Origin of the sequence: Phaeobacter sp. QD34_24, from assembly GCF_028890115.1 — a bacterium.
GTDB lineage: Bacteria > Pseudomonadota > Alphaproteobacteria > Rhodobacterales > Rhodobacteraceae > Phycobacter.
Genome location: NZ_JARCJD010000001.1, coordinates 133,332 through 151,300 on the forward strand (window position 1 = coordinate 133,332; position 17,969 = coordinate 151,300).

Genomic DNA, 17,969 nt, shown 5'->3' on the forward strand with positions numbered 1-17,969 from the left:
GGCGTCTGTGGGTCAAAGGTTGTCCAGCTTGGCCGGATCAAACCCTGCCCCCGGCACCAGTTCAACACCGGTCTTGCTCATGCGGACCTCAAGCCCGGCCTCCGTATAGGCCGTCTTCAAACGATCCACTTCGGAAAAGTCCTTGCTTTCCATGGCCGCCTGACGCGCCTTGAACAGCCGCGCCTCGTGGGAGGAAAGCTCCACGTCTGGCGCCTTCACCCAATCCGGAATATCCTCGCCCAGCAATCCAAGCAGTTCCATGCTGGACCTTAGCGCAACCAAGTCTCCGGCCTGTGAGAATTGGTGGCACTCTGCCAAAACGCCATGCGTGTTGATATCATCCGCTACGAGATCAACGACATGCGGTTCCGGCTGCCCGCCTGGAAGAGCCTCTGCCGCTTGCGCGTACCACTTGCGCAGCGTCTTCTCTGCTTCCTTCGCCTTCTTCTCGGTCCAGTCCATCGGCTTGCGATAATGTGTCGACAGGAAAACGAAGCGGATCACCTCGCCGGGAATGCCCTGCTCCAACAGATCATGCACGGTGAAGAAATTGCCGAGCGATTTCGACATCTTCTTGCCCTCGACCTGTAGCATCTCGTTGTGCAGCCAGTAGTGCGCGAATTCCCCTTCGGGATGGGCGCAGCAGCTTTGGGCGATCTCGTTCTCATGGTGCGGGAACATCAGGTCGTTGCCGCCGCCGTGAATGTCGAAGGTGTCGCCCAATAGCTCATAGGACATAGCCGAGCATTCGATATGCCAGCCGGGCCGACCGCGCCCCCAGGGGCTCTCCCAGCCGGGCAGATCCTCGCTTGACGGCTTCCACAGCACGAAATCCATCGGGTTCTTCTTGTAGGGCGCAACCTCGACCCGTGCGCCCGCGATCATGTCATCCACCGACCGGCCCGAGAGTTTGCCGTAGCCCTCGCGCCAGCTGTCGACTGCGAACAGCACATGCCCCTCGGCTGCATAGGCGTGGCCCTTGGCGATCAGATCCTCGATCATCGTGATCATCTGCGGGATATACTCGGTTGCGCGCGGCATGTGGTTCGGCTCCAGCGCGCCAAGCGCGCCCATGTCATCAAGGAACCATTGGGTTGTCTCGGCGGTGATCTCTCCGATGGGGCGGCCGCTTTCGGCGGCGCGGGCGTTGATCTTGTCGTCCACGTCGGTGAAATTGCGCGCGTAGGTCACGTGATCGGCGCCATAGACGTGGCGCAACAGCCGGTAGAGCACGTCAAACACCACAACGGGGCGGGCATTGCCCAGATGCGCCCGGTCATAGACGGTCGGACCACAGACATACATCCGCACGTTTTCCGGATCGATCGGGGTAAAGACCTCTTTCTTGCGGGTCTTGGTGTTGTGCAGTTTGATTACGGTGTCGGTCGTCATGACAGCTCCTAGGACGGGCACGGGCATGCAGGCATCAAGCCAATGCGCAGGGCGCGCAGCGCGGGCTTAGCAATTTGTCACTTGGAAGGGAACGACGAAACCAGCCCGCTGTGGATTTCAGCAGGTAATGCAGCAGCAGATAATGAGGGTTTCAGACGTGGTCATGCAGTCCGGTTAGCACGTCAGTTACACCACGCCAAGGAAAATCAAGTGACATGCCCCTATCGTGCACCCGATGAGGCAGGCCGGACGGTCAGAAGCGAAAGGCGGCGCGGAAAGACAGGGTTTCATCGCCCAAGGCCGCTCCATTCGGCGAAGAGGCAGGCGCATGATGCAAGATTTCACCGCTCATCTGCAGGATGCGATTGACCGACACCCGCACGCCCAGCCCGATGACCTGATTGCGCTCCTGGTCGGATCCCTGCTGTCGCTCGCCAAAGGTCACATAGCCAAGCGTACGGCCAAGATCGATCCCCGCCCGCAGCTGCAGCATCTGGCTGTCGTCCTGCAAGCCGGGGCCGAAACTGTCCGGCACACGCCCCTGTTGGAAGGATCCGCCAAGAACCAGATCGCCGTAATCCCGATCAAACCCGGCCTGAAACCCCGTGGCGCCCCGTGTCGACATCGGTTCGTTCAGAGGTGCAAAAGACCTCACCAATTCGGAGTGATCCCGCGCTGCAGGCGCGTGAACAAAGGATCTGGACCAATCCGCGGACCCCGCAGGCACCGCAATCGCAAGTCCAAGGCTGACACCCACCGCGCAGGCGCTCAGATTAAGAGATTTGAAACCACCTGATAACACGGCAGACATCCTATCGACCCCGATCCTGTGCCCGGGCCAGCGCGATTTTGCGCCCCCCAATTTCTATAGCCAATAATGGTTAAGAGATTGTTCCACACCATGTCCGGGATGCAACCTATCCTAGCACTCAAGACACGGGATCAGGCCGGTAATATGTGTTCAATTTTCGAAAACTCAGTCGACCGGATCCGACCTCCAACCCCAAACGGAAGGGTGTCGCGCGCCCGGAGGCTGAAAAAGATGACGCTTTTTTCACAGCCGTCGCAAACGCGATAGTTTTTCCCGAATGGCCTGCAACACTGAAGCTCACAGAAAGGAGCATGTGATGCAGGCAGAACGCAGCCGTATCAACCTCGTCTGGCGCACCATCGGCGCCAGCCGGGGACGTGCTGCGCGAGGTCGGCCGGAACGGCGTTGAACCGCCGTCGTTCAAATCTGCCCCCTCACTCGCATTTACAGGCTCCACATGACAGAACTCTCACCTACCCGCACCACAACCCGCAGCGGTGGACGCGCCGCCCGACGCGCGGCCCGACGCGCACCGCTTGCCCAGGATCTGCGGCCCATCCACCCCGGCCTGACCGGCGGCACCTATTCCCCGATGACGCAGGCCGAGGTCGAAAGGATCCACCATGCCGCCTTGGACGCATTGGAAAGGATCGGTCTTGCCGACGCGCCGCAAAGCGGGATCGACTACCTGACCGCAGCGGGCTGCACGCTTGGCAGCGACGGGCGCCTGCGGTTCCCCCGCACCTTGGTGGAAGACACCCTGGCCATCGCCAACCGTTCGGTCACCCTGTGCAGCCGCAACGGGGGAACCGACCTCGACCTGTCCGGCACCCGTGTCCATTACGGCACCGCAGGTGCCGCGGTCCATATGGTCGATGTGGAGGGGCGGTTCTATCGCGACTCCACGGTTCAGGATCTGCATGACGCCGCCCGGATCTGCGATGCGCTGGACAATATCCATTTTGTCCAACGCCCCATGGTCTGCCGCGACATCGCCGACAATCAGGAGATGGACCTGAACACCATCTATGCCTGCTGTTCCGGCACGTTCAAACATGTGGGCACCTCCTTCACCGATCCCAGCCACGTCGCCCCCGCCATGGAGATGCTGCACATGATTGCAGGCGGCGAAGACAAATGGCGCGAACGGCCCTTTGTCTCCAACAGCAATTGTTTCGTGGTGCCGCCGATGAAGTTCGCCACGGAAAGCTGCCTGGTGATGGAGGAATGCATTCGCCACGGCATGCCGGTGCTGTTGCTGTCAGCCGGTATGGCCGGCGCCACGGCCCCCTCGACCGTGGCCGGGGCGATCGTTCAGGCAGTGGCGGAATGCCTGGCCGGATTGGTTTACGTAAACGCCATAAGCCCTGGTTATCCTGCGATTTTTGGCACTTGGCCCTTTGGGTTGGACCTGCGCACCGGCGCCATGACCGGCGGTTCCGGAGAACAGGCGCTGTTGAGTGCCGGCTGCGGGCAGATGCACCGGTTTTACGGCCTTCCCGGCGGCGCGGCGGGGGGCATCGCCGATAGCAAGCTGCCGGATATGCAAGCCGGATGGGAGCAGATGTGCTCCAATGTCATGGCCGGTCTTTCGGGCGTCAACATGATCTACGAAGCAGCAGGCATGCATGCCTCCCTGCTGGGGTTTTGCCATGAATCGCTGATCCTGGGCGACGATCTTATCGGTCAGGCGCTGCGCTGCGTGCGCGGGATCGAAGTGACTGACGAAACCCTTGCCCTGGATCAGATCGCCGAGGTCTGTCTGGGCGGCAGCGGTCACTACCTTGGCACCGATCAGACCCTTTCACGCATGCAGCGCGACCATGTCTATCCCAGCCTTGGCGATCGAACCTCCCCGAAAGAATGGGCCGAGAACGACAAGCCGGAGCTGATCGACAAGGCGCGCAGACGCAAGGAAGAGCTCCTGTCGCGGCAAAGCCCCGCGCGATTTGCCCCCGATCTGGATCGCGCGCTGCGCAACAGGTTCAAGATCCACCTCCCCACCACCTGAACACCAGGGATATCCCTGCCCGAATGCAGCGAAATCCGGCATTTCCCGGCATCATTCTTGTGCAACGCCCCCTCCCGGCATACACGGGAGGGGAAGCAGGTATCGGAGGCAGACCGTGGCATCCTTGAAGAAGTGGCTGGATCGTCGTCGCAACCCCTGGAAGGGGGTGTTCTATGATGCGCTCAAACAATTCCGCAAGGACAAGGCCGTCAGGTTTCTTGCCACCTACCCCGACCTGCCAGCCGGTTCCGTTGTCCTGGATATCGGTGGCTTCAAAGGGGAATGGACCGATACGGTTCTGGCCTCGCAACCCGATTGCACGGTCTATATCTTCGAGCCCCATCCGACCTTTGCCGAAAACCTGCGCCAGAAGTTTGCCGCTGATGATCGTGTGCATGTCCAGGACTATGCGCTAGGCGCGGCAGAGGGGACGCTGAACCTGTCGGACGAGGGAGACGCGTCTTCCTCCGTTGCCGATCACCAGCGCAGCTTCAGCGCCAGAATTGTTCCCGTTCAACAGTTCTTTGACGACCACCTTTCCGATCAACGCATCGCCCTCGCCAAGATCAACATCGAAGGCGGGGAGTATGATTTGCTTCCGGCGCTGATTGATGCCGATCTGATCGGGCGTATCGACCGCCTCCAGGTTCAGTTCCACCTGTTTGAACCATCGCTGATCGACGCCCGCGACAGGATTATCGCGCAGCTTGGCGAGACCCACAAGGCGGCATGGAGCTATGCCTTCGTCTGGGAAGAGTGGCACGCAAAACGCTAGGCTCAGCCCCGCTCGCAATCCTCCTGAACAGCCCGCGAAATTGAAAAAGCCCCTCCCGATTCCGGAAGGGGCGAGTTTCGCCAATCAGGCTCGTTACGTCTACCGCCCGAGTTTATTGCCTGGGCCTTCTTGGCGTTCAGGGCAAGCGCACTCGCCCCGGATGCCGGATCAGCTGCAGCCCGAAGTGGCGCCGCAGGTGTTGCATTTCATGCAGGTGCCATTGCGCACCAGGGTGTAGTTGCCGCATTCGCCGCAGGCTTCGCCCTCGTAGCCCTGCATCTTGGCCTTGGTGCGCGCATCCATGCCGCTGACCGTGACCGAGGTGGTTTCGGTCACCGAAGCGGTTTCTGTCACCTCTGGCACCAGCGTTTGCAGCGCGGTGACCGGGTCGGCAGCGCCACCCAGCGGTGTGATCCCGTCCAGCGCGGTCTGACCGCCGTTCAGCACCACCAATTCCTGCGGCAGACGCTTGCGCAGATAGCCGGTGGAGGAGATCTGTTTCAGAACCTCCAGCGACCGGGTCGCGGCGCTTTCGCTCAGCTCGGTCAGGTTGGAGACGCCTTCTTCCTCGCCACGGCCGATGTCGTCAAAGGCCGGGCCTTCGGGCTTCACATGGGCCAGGTCGGTACGGTCCAGGTAGCTCACCGCCAGTTCGCGGAAGACATAATCCAGGATCGAGGTCGCATTCTTGATGCTGTCATTGCCCTGCACCATGCCGGCCGGTTCGAACTTGGTGAAAGTGAAGGCATCGACGAACTCTTCCAGCGGCACACCGTATTGCAGGCCGACCGATACCGCGATGGCGAAGTTGTTCATCATCGCGCGGAAGCCGGCGCCCTCTTTATGCATATCGATGAAGATCTCACCGAGGTTGCCATCCTCATATTCACCGGTCCGCAGGTAGACCTTGTGGCCCCCCACGACGGCCTTCTGGGTATAGCCCTTGCGGCGGTGGGGCATCTTGGTGCGGTGGGACTTCACCACCTCCTTGATCACCACCTTCTCGACGATCTTCTCGGCCAGGGTGACGGCCTTCTCCTGCTGGCTACCGCTTTCCAGGATCTCTGCCGCCTCGTCGTCATCCTCGACCAAGGCCGCCGCCAGCGGCTGGCTCAGCTTGGAGCCGTCACGATAGAGCGCATTCGCCTTGACGCCGAGCGACCAGGACAGCTCGTAAGCCTTCTGACAATCCTCGATGGTGGCGTCATTGGGCATGTTGATCGTCTTGGAGATCGCCCCCGAAATAAAGCTCTGCGCCGCCGCCATCATGCGGATATGGCTGTCAACGCTCAGATAACGCTTGCCTTTCTTGCCACAGGGGTTGGCGCAATCGAAGATGTGATAATGCTCTTCCTTCAGGTGCGGCGCCCCTTCCAGGGTCATGGTGCCGCAGACATGGTCATTGGCAGCGTCAATATCTGCCTTGGTAAAGCCAAGGTGACGCAGAAGGTCAAAGGTCGGATCGTTGAGCTTGGTCGCCGGGATCCCCAGCACACCGGTGCAGAATTCTTCGCCCAGCGTCCACTGATTGAAGACGAAACGCACATCAAAGGCCGATTCCAGCGCCGCGTCGATCTTGGCCAGCTCATTGGGGCCAAAGCCATGACCGGTCAGCGAGGTGTGGTTGATCCCCGGCGCATTGCCGATGGTGCCATGGCCCACCGCATAAGAGACGATCTCTTCGATCTGGGCCGAGGTATAGCCCAGCCCTTCCAAAGCAGCAGGAACCGAGCGGTTGATGATCTTGAAGTAGCCGCCACCGGCCAGTTTCTTGAACTTCACCAGAGCAAAGTCCGGCTCGATCCCGGTGGTGTCGCAGTCCATCACCAGGCCAATGGTGCCGGTCGGCGCGATCACCGTGGCCTGGGCGTTGCGGTAGCCGTGTTTTTCGCCCAGCTCCAGCGCTTCGTCCCAGGCACCTGCGGCCAGATCGGTCAGCCGTGCATCCGGGCAGTTCTTCAGGTCCAGCGGCACCGGCGGCACCGACAGGCCATCATAGCCCGTGGTCTTGCCATAGGCGGCGGTGCGGTGGTTGCGCATCACCCGCAGCATGTGGTCGCGGTTCTTGTCAAACCCGGGGAACGGGCCCAGTTCCGATGCGATTTCAGCCGAGGTGGCATAGGCAACGCCGGTCATGATCGCGGTGAGCGAGCCACAAAGCGCGCGCCCCTCGTCGCTGTCATAGCCATAGCCCATGTTCATCAGCAATCCGCCGATATTGGCATAGCCCAGCCCCAGGGTGCGGTAGTCATAGGACCGTTGGGCGATCTCCTTGGACGGAAACTGCGCCATCATCACGCTGACTTCCAGCGTCAGCGTCCACAACCGGCAGGCGTGCATGTAGTCACCGGCCTGGAACTGCCCGTCCTTGAGGAAGGTCAACAGGTTCAGCGAGGCCAGGTTGCAGGCGGTATCGTCCAGGAACATGTATTCCGAACAGGGGTTTGAGCCGCGGATCTCACCGTCTTCGGGGCAGGTATGCCAGTCGTTCACGGTATCGTGGAACTGGATGCCCGGATCGGCGCAGGCCCAGGCGGCGTGGCCGACCTTCTCCCACAGATCGCGCGCCTTGACGGTCTTGGCAACGCGGCCATCGGTGCGGTTGATCAGTTCCCAGTCGGCGTCCTTTTCCACCGCATGCAGGAAGGCATTGGTGACCCGGATCGAGTTATTGGAGTTCTGACCCGAAACCGAGGAATAGGCATCGCTGTCCCAGTCGGTGTCATAGGTCGGGAATTCGATCGAGGTGTGGCCCTGCTTGGCATAATCTAGGACCCGCTTGATATAGGTCTCGGGGATCGCGACCTTCTTGGCTTCGCGAATGGCCTTCTTCAACCCGTCGTTCTTGGCTGGTTCATAGGCATCCGCCTCAAGCCCGTCCCATTCGCGGATCGCGGCAAAGATGCCGTTCAGCATCTGCTCGTGCATTTTCGACCCCGCGACGATCGAGGCAACCTTCTGCTCTTCGATCACCTTCCACTGGATGAAATCCTCGATATCCGGGTGGTCCGCATCGACGATCACCATCTTGGCGGCGCGCCGGGTGGTGCCACCGGATTTGATCGCGCCGGCCGCCCGGTCACCGATCTTGAGGAAACCCATCAGGCCCGAGGATTTGCCGCCGCCGGACAGGGGCTCGCCCTCGCCACGCAGGTGGCTGAAGTTGGTGCCGGTGCCGGAGCCGTATTTGAACAGGCGCGCCTCACGCACCCACAGATCCATGATACCGCCGTCATTGACCAGATCGTCAGAGACCGACTGGATGAAGCAGGCATGCGGCTGGGGGTGTTCATAGGCGCTGTCGGATTTGGTCAGCTTGCCGGTCTTGTAATCCACATAGTGGTGACCCTGCGCCGGGCCGTCGATGCCATAGGCCCAATGCAGGCCGGTGTTGAACCACTGCGGCGAATTCGGCGCGGCGCGCTGGGTCGCCAGCATGTAGCGCATCTCGTCGTAATAGGCGCGCGCGTCTTCCTCGGAGGAGAAATAGCCGCCCTTCCAGCCCCAGTAGGTCCAGCCGCCGGCAAGACGGTCAAACACTTGTTTTGAAGAGGTTTCTCCGCCGACTTCGACATCATCCCCATCCGCAACCGAGCGCCACAGGAATTCCGGCACCCCCTTTTCGCGCACCTTCTTCAGGCGGCTCGGCACACCGGCTTTGCGGAAGTATTTCTGCGCGATCACGTCGCTTGCAACCTGGCTCCAGTCCGCCGGAACTTCGATGTTCTCCAGGCGGAAGACGATGGTGCCATCCGGGTTGCGAATCTCAGACGTGGCAGAGATGAAATCCAGCTCTGAATAGGCGTCCTGCCCGGCCTTGGTAAACTTGCGTTCGATTTTCATGCTCTGCCCCTTTGAGTTCGCTCTGTCCGTCTTTTTGTCAGCGGCCATCCGCCCGCCTTTGCCACAGCCAAACACAATAGAAACCGCTGCATGCGCTCATTCACAGCATGCCGCGAAGGCCCCACACCTGCCCCGAACTTCGGATCTCTATAAATGTTTAGTCTTGTTGCGGCGCCGAGGATCCCCACCAGATCTTGTGGCGCTACAAGCAGCTTCCACAATCTGACGTATTCGCGCCCACAGGGTCAACGCAAAATTTACCTATTACTTACCAATTTTTCAGTTGACCGGAGGACTCAAAAAATGCCGCGGAAACCCGAAGTGATTCACCCGCGCAAACTTGCTGACACGCCGACCGGCCAAGACCCGAAGGCCTTGCCTAGAATTTGTTGCGAAACCCTAATGGTTTGCCGCAAGCACCTAATACGATCATCCTACACCACCTACACTGCGACCCCGTCATGCACGTAACCGGCCCTCCCTGGCCTGTCACTTTCGCAAGCGGCCTACTCCTGGCCGACCCGTGGCCCAAATGCACATCGTTTCATCAGCACACCTGACCCCATAAAAGCAAAACGGGTAACCATTTGGCGCCAGTTCGCGCCACATGGTTAACACAAGGTTAACACAAGATCTGGTATCCGCAAAGCACCCAGCACCAAGATCAAAGTGATTCCCGTTTGGTGGACCTTTGGGCGGACCACGCAAACGCCGCTCCCCTGCCCCAGGCGGAGCTGGGATCAGCGGATCATCACCAAACATGTAGGAAGAAGTGGTCGGGGCGGCGAGATTCGAACTCACGACCCCCTGTACCCAAAACAGGTGCGCTACCAGACTGCGCCACGCCCCGGACCGTGCGCTTTCCTAGCGATGTGGATCAGGTTTGAAAAGCCCTAACAGGGCCAAACCGGCGTGTTGTTGGAAAAAACTTCGTGGCGCATCTCGCTGCCCGGTCCGATGCCATAGCGCTGCGCCAATCCGGCGTTGATTTCCAACACCGCAAAGACCCGATCCCCACCTGGAATCGGCGTCTCATCATGCGGTATCGCATTGGCATGCACCGAGGTGACCCGGCCGGTTTCATCCAGAAACAGGATATCCAGGGGAATGAGGGTGTTTTTCATCCAGAAGGCGGCGCGGGCGGGACGTTCATAGACAAACAGCATGCCGGCACCGCGCGCCAGGCTGTCGCGAAACATCAGCCCCTGCGCCCGGCTTTGCTCGGTATCGGCGATTTCAACGGTAAAGGCCGCCTGTCCCCAGTCGCCGCGCAGATCCACCCGGTGCCGCACGCAGTCTTGCGCCGCCAATGCAGGGGCTGCCATGGTGCACAGCAGCCAAACGGCGACCCAGCGGAGCATGCCGTTGGACCGCCCCCTCATGGCGCTATAGCCCGAGATCGCTGGTGATGGCGGCTTCCCAGGCCAGCACCTCGACGGCCATGCAGCCGCGTTTGCCTTCGATCACCCGCAGCGCCAGGGCTTCTCCCGGTTGCAGATCCGCCAACCCGGATTGCCGCAGCACCTCCACATGCAGGAAGACGTCATCGCCACGGCCAAACAGATTTGCAAAACCAAACCCCTTGCCCTTGTCGAACCATTTCACCCGTGCAGGTTCCAGCGGACGGGAGCGCAGTTCCTCGCTGTCGAGTTCCATGAAATCGCTCAGCACCGGCGCATCATCCCGTGCTGGGGGCACGATCGAAAGAACCTCGACCGCCTGCACGCCGCGTTCGGTCGCATGGGTCAGGATCGAAATACCGGCCCCGTCGGCAATGGAGCTCTGTCCAAAATTTCGAAGGACATTCACGTGCAGAAGAATGTCCGGACCGCCGTCATCCGACACCACAAAGCCGTAGCCCTTTGTCGGATCGAACCATTTCACCGTACCCTGGATTTGCCGTAGGCTGCTTTGATCGTCTGCCACTAGTCTCGTCCGCCGCGTCGTATTGGTTTTCTCGATGCTTGATGCGCGATTTCCGCATATGAGTTCAAGATAAAAAAATTCCCCTTTGTTGAGAATTTAATGCTCCGCGAAAAAACACTTACGGATTTAATCGCTCGACATTCCATTGATCTTCCGGCGAATTTCGACGCCAGACAAAGCGATCATGAAGCCGGAATGCACCATCGGCCCAGAATTCGATTTCTCTTGGCACAATTCGAAAACCGCCCCAGAACGGCGGACGATCCGGATCAGGCCCCTTGATTGCAGTCACTTTGGCCACCTCGGCCATCAAAGCCGCACGGCTGCTCAGCGGTTGCGACTGACGCGAGGCCCAGGCGCCAAGGCGGCTTTTGAGCGATCGTGACCGATAGTAATCATCGGCCTGCGGTCCCTCTTCCCGGCTCACATCCCCGCGCACCCGAATCTGGCGTCGCAGGCTTTTCCAATGCATGACAAAGGCCGCCTTGCCGGAATGCGCCAACTCCTGGCCCTTCGCGCTTTCGTAATTGGTGTAAAAAACGAAACCGTCCTTTTCGATGTCCTTCAACAGGACCATACGCGCATTTGGCAGGCCATCTTGATCCACCGTCGACAAGGCAATCGCATTGGGATCGTTGATCTCTGTGGCCTCGGCCTCTGAAAGCCAGTTTCGCGCAATCTCAAACGGGTCGTCGCCCGCAAATAGCCCGGTCCGCTCTGACATGGAAACCTCATTCCTGTTTGCGCGCCACCCTACGCGGCATCTATTGGGCGCACAAGCGCAGGCACGGCTCTGTAAGCGCCTGCGTCAATGCGGCCAATCAAAAGCACGCTTTTCAGTCGGAAGACCCCGGGCTTGGGGCCTATTAATCCTCTCTTGATGCAGGCGCGCGGGCATATTACACGTCCCAAAGTTCAAATTTTCAGGCGGAGAACCTGCATGCCCAGTCAACTGCTGTCCGGAAAACGTGGCCTCATCATGGGTCTGGCCAACGACAAGTCCATCGCTTGGGGGATAGCGCGGGCCTGCGCCGATGCCGGAGCCGAGCTTGCCTTTTCCTATCAGGGGGACGCTCTGAAGAAACGCGTGGATCCGCTCGCCGCGCAATTGGGCAGCGACATCGTTCTGCCCTGCGATGTCTCGGACGAGGCCTCGGTGGATGCGCTGTTCGAGACCCTGCAGGAAAAATGGGGCAAGCTGGATTTTGTCGTTCACGCCATCGGATTTTCCGACAAGAACGAATTGCGCGGCCGCTACGTGGATACCAGCCGCGACAATTTCCAGATGACCATGGATATCTCGGTCTATTCCTTCACCGCCGTGGCCCGCCGCGCAGAGAAGATGATGACCGACGGCGGCTCGATGCTGACGCTGACCTATTACGGCGCCGAACAGGTGATGCCGCATTACAATGTCATGGGCGTCGCCAAGGCGGCCCTGGAGGCCTCGGTGAAATACCTGGCCGAGGATCTGGGCAAGGACGGCATCCGCGTGAACGCAATCTCTGCCGGACCGATCAAGACCCTGGCCGCCAGCGGCATCGGCGATTTCCGCTATATCATGAAGTGGAACGAGTATAACTCGCCCCTGCGCCGCAACGTGACGATCGATGACGTTGGCAAATCCGCGCTTTACCTGCTGTCGGATCTCAGCTCGGGCGTGACCGGTGAGAACCTTCATGTCGATGCGGGCTATCACGTGGTGGGCATGAAGGCGGTCGACGCCCCTGACATCAGCAAGTGATCGCAGGTCCATCCGTCCAGCCACACCGCCACACCTGACGCAATCCCATCGGAGCAAGACGCAAGATGACAGATCGCCTGCCACACGAAAAAGGGTTTCACATCAGTTGGGACCAGATCCACAGGGACAGCCGGGCGCTGGCCTGGCGTCTGGATGGTCAGGGGCCGGACGATGGCGCCTGGCGGGCCGTGGTCGCAATCACCCGCGGCGGCATGGCGCCGGCGATGATCGTCAGCCGCGAGCTGGACATCCGCACCGTCGATACGATTTCGGTCAAATCCTACCACCACCAGGCCCAGGGCGAGGCACAGGTTCTGAAGGCGCCCGATGCAGGCCTGATGGGCAACGGTGAAGGCATCCTGATCGTCGATGATCTGGTGGACAGCGGCAAGACTCTGGAACTGGTGCGCCAGATGTACCCCAAGGCGCATTTCGCCACCGTCTATGCCAAACCCAAGGGCCGCCCCATGGTCGATACCTTCATCACCGAGGTGAGCCAGGACACCTGGATCTTCTTCCCCTGGGACATGGCCTTGCAATATGTCGAACCCTATCGCGGAAACGACTGATCAAATGGCAGCCGCTAGGGCCGCAATGAAGATCACCAAAGGCGCGCCCAGTGGGCGCGCTTTTTCTTGAGCGCCCCTCTGTTGCATGCCACAGATGGTTTCTGACTTGCGCCCTGGACCCGGCGCTTTGAATACAGGAAATTGCACATGAACACCTCCAGCCGGTCGGCCATGCCACGTCATGCCTCTCGCACCGAAGCGACCTTCTGCTCTCCGATCGTCGAATCCCGGCGCTGGCTGCAGGGTGTGACCTTCCCGGCAACGCGCCCGCTGATCAACGTCAGCCAGGCGGCCCCGGCCGAAGCCCCGCCAGAGGGTCTGCGCCAGGCCATTGCCGAAGCGGCGATGACCCAGACCGAGGCGCATCTTTACGGGCCGGTGCTGGGACGGGACGACCTGCGCGCCGCACTCGCCCAGCAAATCAACAGCCACTATGGCGCGGCGGTCCAGCCCGCACAGGTCGGCATCACCTCCGGCTGCAACCAGGCCTTTGCCGCAAGCATCGCCAGCCTTTGCGCCGAAGGGGATGAGGTGATCATCCCGGTGCCCTGGTATTTCAACCACAAAATGTGGCTCGATATGGCCGGTGTCCGGGCCGTGCCGCTGCAGGTTGGCGCGGATATGACCCCGGAGCCCGCGCAGGCCGCACAGCTGATCACACCCAAAACCCGTGCCATCGTGCTGGTCACGCCCAACAATCCCTGCGGTGTTGAATACCCGGCGGGGCTGGTACAGGCCTTCTTCGATCTGGCGCGCGATCGCGGGTTTGCCTTGATCCTGGATGAAACCTACCGGGATTTCGACAGCCGCAGCGGCCCGCCCCATGCCCTGTTTCAGGATCCCGCCTGGGACGACACGCTGATCCATCTTTACTCCTTTTCCAAGGCCTACCGGCTGACCGGGCACCGGGTGGGCGCCATTGCGACCTCGGCCAAGCGGTTGTTCGAGATGGAAAAATTCCTGGATACTGTCACGATCTGCCCGGCGCAGCTGGGTCAGATCGGTGCTCTTTGGGGGCTGCAAAACCTGCAGGACTGGCTGGCCGGGGAACGTCAGGACATCCTCGATCGCAAGGCCGCCATCGAGGAGGGCTTTCCCAAGCTGGCCGCGAAAGGCTGGTCTCTGCTGGGCTGCGGCGCCTATTTCGCCTATGTCGAGCACCCGTTTTCGCAGTCCTCTGACGCGATTGCCCAACAGCTGGTGCAGCAGGCCTCCGTGCTGATGTTGCCGGGCACCATGTTCATGCCCGAAGGCGATCCGGCGGGGCACCGTCAATTCCGCATCGCCTTTGCCAATGTCGACCCTGCGGGCATCGCCGAGCTGTTTGACAGGCTAGCCGCGTTCGAGCCGGATTGATCCGGTTCCGTCCCGCCAATCCGACCAGTAGTTCTTGCCCCCAATGGGGCGGCAGCGTATGCAGAACCCCGAGAAATCACATGGCACCCTGCCCGCATGCACCTGCAGCGGGCAGCAGGCAGAAATGAGGGCACAATGGCCGCAGGCATGAAGAATCTATCCCGTACCTTTGTTTGGATCCTGATGGGGATGCTGATAGTAGGTCTTGCCGGGTTTGGCGCGGTCAATTTCTCGAGCTCGCTCAGCTCTGTCGCCCTGGTGGGAGAGCGGGAAGTCACGGTCGACGCCTACATGCGCGAGTTGCAGCGCGAACAGAACGCGCTGCAGGCGCAGACCGGCCAGGCAATGCCCATGTCGCAACTTACGGCGATGGGGCTGGATCGCGTTGTGCTTGGCCGTCTGATCACCCTGGCCGCCATCGACAACGAGGTGGACAGCCTTGGCATCTCCATCGGCGATGAGAACCTGCTGAAAGAGCTGACCCAGGTGCCTGCCCTCCAGAATGCCAGCGGGGAGTTCGACCGGGAGACCTATCGCTTTACCCTTGATAACGCCGGTTTCACCGAGGCCGAGTTCGAGGACGACCTGCGCCGTGAAGCCGCCCGCACCCTGGTGCAGGGCGCCATCATGTCCGGTGCCAAGATGCCCGCCGTGCTGGGCGATACCCTGGTCGCCTATATCGGAGAGCGCCGCAGCTTTTCCTACGTGAGCCTGTCGAATGACGCGGTGCCGCTCACCATGCAGATGCCCGGCGACGAAGAGCTGACCGCCTTTTATGAGGCAAATATCGACCAGTTCACCCTGCCCGAGACCAAGGTTCTGACCTATGTGCACCTCAGCCCCGAGATGATCCTGGATCAGGTCGAGGTGGACAACGATGCCCTGCAGAGCCTCTATCAGGACCGCGCCGCAGATTACCTGGTCCCCGAGCGGCGCCTGGTGGAACGTCTGGTCTTTGCCGATGCGGACAGCGCCGCCAGCGCTCGCGCTCAGCTAGATGTGGGCGGCACGACGTTTGAGGTTTTGGTTCAGGATCGCGGCCTCTCCCTGGCGGATATCGATCTTGGCGATGTGACCGTGGAAGAGCTGGCCGAGGCTGGCGCCGATGTCTTTGCGGCCGAGGTGGGATCCGTGGTTGGCCCCCTGCCCTCCAACCTGGGCCCTGCCCTGTTCCGGGTAAACGGCCAGCTGGAAGCACGCGAAACCACCTTTGATCAAGCCAAGGAAGAGCTGCGCGCTGAACTGGCCGCCGACCGCGCCCGCCGCGTGATCGAACAGCAGGCAGAACCCATCGAGGACATGCTGGCCGGTGGCGTCACCCTGGAGGAACTGCCGGGCGAAAGTGACATGCAGATCGGAACGCTCAACTGGACCGGCAGCAATGACGAGGATATCGCGGGCTACGATGGCTTCCGCGAGGCCGCCGAGGCGGTCACCATCGATGATTTCCCCTCCATCGCCTTCCTCGACGACGGCAGCCTCTTCGCCCTGCGCCTGGACGAGATCCTGCCGCCGCGCCCGCAACCCTTTGAAGAGGCACGCGAAAACGCATTCCAAGCCTGGAACGCCAGCCGCGCGGCAGATGCCGTGGCAGCCCAGGCCGAAGAGATCTTGAAACACGCGCAAGAAAACGGTGCCTTTCCCGAAGGCTTGGAGGTCAAGACCGAGACCGGCCAGACCCGCACCGCCTATATCGATGGCACCCCGGTCAACATGATGCTGGCCGCCTTTGAAATGGAGCCGGGTGATCTGCGCCTTGTCAGCGGTGAGGAGAGCACCGTCGTGCTGCGGCTCGATGAGGTGCTGACCGCCGAGGACAGCCCCGAAATGCAGATGCTGGCCGAGGCCATGGGCGCCCAGTTGGATCAGGCGCTGTCCCAGGCGCTGTTCGAAGCCTTTGCCGAGGATGCACAGCTGCGCGCCGCCCCCCGCGTCGACCAGCAGGCATTGAACGCGGTTCAGTCCAGCTTCCAGTAAAGACACAGACCCAGATCAAGGCAGCTCAAGATGGCTCTGATACCCGATTTCGACACATTTGCCGCCGCCTATGATGCCGGAGAAAACCAGCTGGTCTATACCCGGCTGGCGGCAGATCTCGACACCCCCGTCTCGCTGATGCTGAAGCTGACCGGCGCCCAGAAAGACGCCTTCATGCTGGAATCGGTGACCGGCGGAGAGGTTCGCGGGCGGTATTCGATCATCGGCATGAAGCCGGATCTGGTCTGGCGGTGTCGCGGCACGCAGTCCGAGATCAACCGCTCGGCCCGTTTTGACGCCGAAGGGTTTGAGGCGCAGGACGGCGATCCGCTGGACAACCTGCGCGCCCTGCTGGCCGAAAGCCGGATTGATCTGCCCGACGACCTGCCCCAGGCCGCCGCCGGGCTGTTCGGCTATCTTGGCTATGACATGGTACGGCTGGTGGAACATCTGCCCGATGTGAACCCCGATCCTCTGGGCCTGCCGGACGCGATCATGATGCGCCCCTCGGTGGTTGCGGTGCTGGATGGCGTCAAGGGTGAGGTCACCGTGGTCTCCCCCGCCTGGGTGGGAGGCGGGCAATCCGCCAAGGCCGCCTATGCCCAGGCTGCCGAGCGGGTGATGGACGCGGTCCGCGATCTGGAACGCGCCATGCCCGCCGAGACCCGCGATCTGGGCGATGCGGATGAAATCGCACCACCGGTCAGCAACTTCACCAAATCCGGCTACATGGAAGCCGTTGAGAAGGCCAAGGACTATATCCGCGCCGGCGATATCTTTCAGGTGGTGCCGGCACAGCGGTGGAAACAGGACTTCCCGCTGCCGCCCTTTGCGCTCTACCGCTCGCTGCGGCGCACCAACCCCTCGCCCTTCATGTTCTATTTCAACTTCGGCGGCTTTCAGGTCATCGGAGCCAGCCCGGAAATCCTGGTGCGGGTCTTTGGCAATGAGGTCACCATCCGCCCCATCGCAGGCACCCGTCCGCGTGGCGCCACCCCCGAAGAGGACAAGGCGCTGGAGGCCGATCTTCTGGCCGACAAGAAGGAGCTGGCAGAGCACCTGATGCTGCTGGATCTGGGCCGCAACGATACCGGCCGCGTGTCCAAGATCGGCACCGTGCGGCCGACCGAGAAGTTCATCATCGAGCGCTACAGCCACGTGATGCATATCGTCTCCAACGTGGTCGGTGAGCTGGACGCGAACAAGGACGCCCTTGACGCCTTCTTTGCAGGCATGCCCGCCGGCACTGTTTCAGGCGCGCCAAAGGTACGCGCGATGGAGATCATCGACGAGTTGGAGCCGGAAAAGCGCGGCGTCTACGGCGGTGGGGTCGGCTATTTCTCGGCAGGCGGCGACATGGACATGTGTATCGCCCTGCGCACCGCCATCGTGCAGGATCAGACGCTCTACATTCAGGCGGGCGGCGGTGTTGTCTATGACAGCGACCCCGAGGCGGAATATATGGAGACGGTGCATAAATCCAATGCGATCCGCCGCGCTGCCGCAGATGCGGCCCGTTTTACCGGCAGCCGCAACCGCTAAGAGCAGCTGAAACGACTGACTGT

Annotated in this window: 12 protein-coding genes, 1 tRNA gene and 1 pseudogene; 7 read left to right on the forward strand and 7 right to left on the reverse strand. The window is 61.1% G+C overall.

What is annotated here, in order from left to right; genetic code table 11:
• Positions 1-12: 12 nt before the first annotated feature.
• Both cysS and PXK07_RS00635 read right to left on the reverse strand, forming a co-directional pair.
• Positions 13-1,392: a cysteine--tRNA ligase gene (gene cysS / locus PXK07_RS00630; RefSeq protein ID WP_274846250.1), complete on the reverse strand. Its 1,380-nt coding sequence runs from the start codon at positions 1,390-1,392 to the stop codon at positions 13-15.
• Positions 1,393-1,645: 253 nt separating this feature from the next.
• Complete coding sequence (locus PXK07_RS00635; RefSeq protein ID WP_274846251.1) at positions 1,646-2,017, reverse strand: hypothetical protein; 372 nt, start codon at positions 2,015-2,017, stop codon at positions 1,646-1,648.
• Between the two features lie 643 nt (positions 2,018-2,660).
• Here PXK07_RS00635 and PXK07_RS00640 point away from each other — a divergent pair.
• Positions 2,661-4,214: a trimethylamine methyltransferase family protein gene (locus PXK07_RS00640; RefSeq protein ID WP_274846252.1), complete on the forward strand. Its 1,554-nt coding sequence runs from the start codon at positions 2,661-2,663 to the stop codon at positions 4,212-4,214.
• Between the two features lie 115 nt (positions 4,215-4,329).
• Positions 4,330-4,989, forward strand: a complete 660-nt coding sequence (locus tag PXK07_RS00645; RefSeq protein ID WP_274846253.1) for an FkbM family methyltransferase — start codon at positions 4,330-4,332, stop codon at positions 4,987-4,989.
• A gap of 168 nt (positions 4,990-5,157) precedes the next feature.
• Here PXK07_RS00645 and PXK07_RS00650 read toward each other — a convergent pair whose 3' ends face one another.
• The 5 genes and pseudogenes from PXK07_RS00650 to pdxH form a co-directional block, all read right to left on the reverse strand.
• Positions 5,158-8,832 (reverse strand): vitamin B12-dependent ribonucleotide reductase, encoded by a 3,675-nt coding sequence (locus tag PXK07_RS00650; RefSeq protein WP_274846254.1) that lies wholly within the window; start codon positions 8,830-8,832, stop codon positions 5,158-5,160.
• A 773-nt stretch (positions 8,833-9,605) separates the two neighbouring features.
• A tRNA-Pro gene (locus tag PXK07_RS00655) sits at positions 9,606-9,682 on the reverse strand.
• Between the two features lie 43 nt (positions 9,683-9,725).
• Entirely contained in the window at positions 9,726-10,193 is a 468-nt protein-coding gene (locus tag PXK07_RS00660; protein ID WP_274846255.1) for a DUF192 domain-containing protein, read from the reverse strand.
• Positions 10,194-10,218: 25 nt separating this feature from the next.
• Positions 10,219-10,758 carry a cold-shock protein gene (locus PXK07_RS00665; RefSeq protein ID WP_274846256.1) on the reverse strand — a complete coding sequence of 180 codons (540 nt, stop codon included), beginning with the start codon at positions 10,756-10,758 and terminating at the stop codon, positions 10,219-10,221.
• Positions 10,759-10,876: 118 nt separating this feature from the next.
• Positions 10,877-11,488: pseudogene (gene pdxH / locus PXK07_RS00670) on the reverse strand (pyridoxamine 5'-phosphate oxidase); the annotation flags it as partial.
• A 210-nt stretch (positions 11,489-11,698) separates the two neighbouring features.
• Between pdxH and fabI the strand changes: the two are divergent.
• The 5 genes from fabI (at position 11,699) to trpE (ending at position 17,946) form a co-directional block, all read left to right on the forward strand.
• Positions 11,699-12,502, forward strand: a complete 804-nt coding sequence (gene fabI / locus PXK07_RS00675; RefSeq protein WP_274846257.1) for an enoyl-ACP reductase FabI — start codon at positions 11,699-11,701, stop codon at positions 12,500-12,502.
• 65 nt (positions 12,503-12,567) lie between these two features.
• Positions 12,568-13,071 carry a xanthine phosphoribosyltransferase gene (gpt, locus tag PXK07_RS00680; RefSeq protein ID WP_274846258.1) on the forward strand — a complete coding sequence of 168 codons (504 nt, stop codon included), beginning with the start codon at positions 12,568-12,570 and terminating at the stop codon, positions 13,069-13,071.
• 147 nt (positions 13,072-13,218) lie between these two features.
• Entirely contained in the window at positions 13,219-14,427 is a 1,209-nt protein-coding gene (locus tag PXK07_RS00685; protein WP_446728338.1) for an aminotransferase, read from the forward strand.
• A 135-nt stretch (positions 14,428-14,562) separates the two neighbouring features.
• Positions 14,563-16,404, forward strand: coding sequence for a peptidylprolyl isomerase (locus PXK07_RS00690; RefSeq protein WP_274846259.1), 1,842 nt, complete (start codon positions 14,563-14,565; stop codon positions 16,402-16,404).
• A 30-nt stretch (positions 16,405-16,434) separates the two neighbouring features.
• Positions 16,435-17,946, forward strand: a complete 1,512-nt coding sequence (trpE, locus tag PXK07_RS00695; RefSeq protein WP_274846260.1) for an anthranilate synthase component I — start codon at positions 16,435-16,437, stop codon at positions 17,944-17,946.
• Positions 17,947-17,969: the final 23 nt, after the last annotated feature.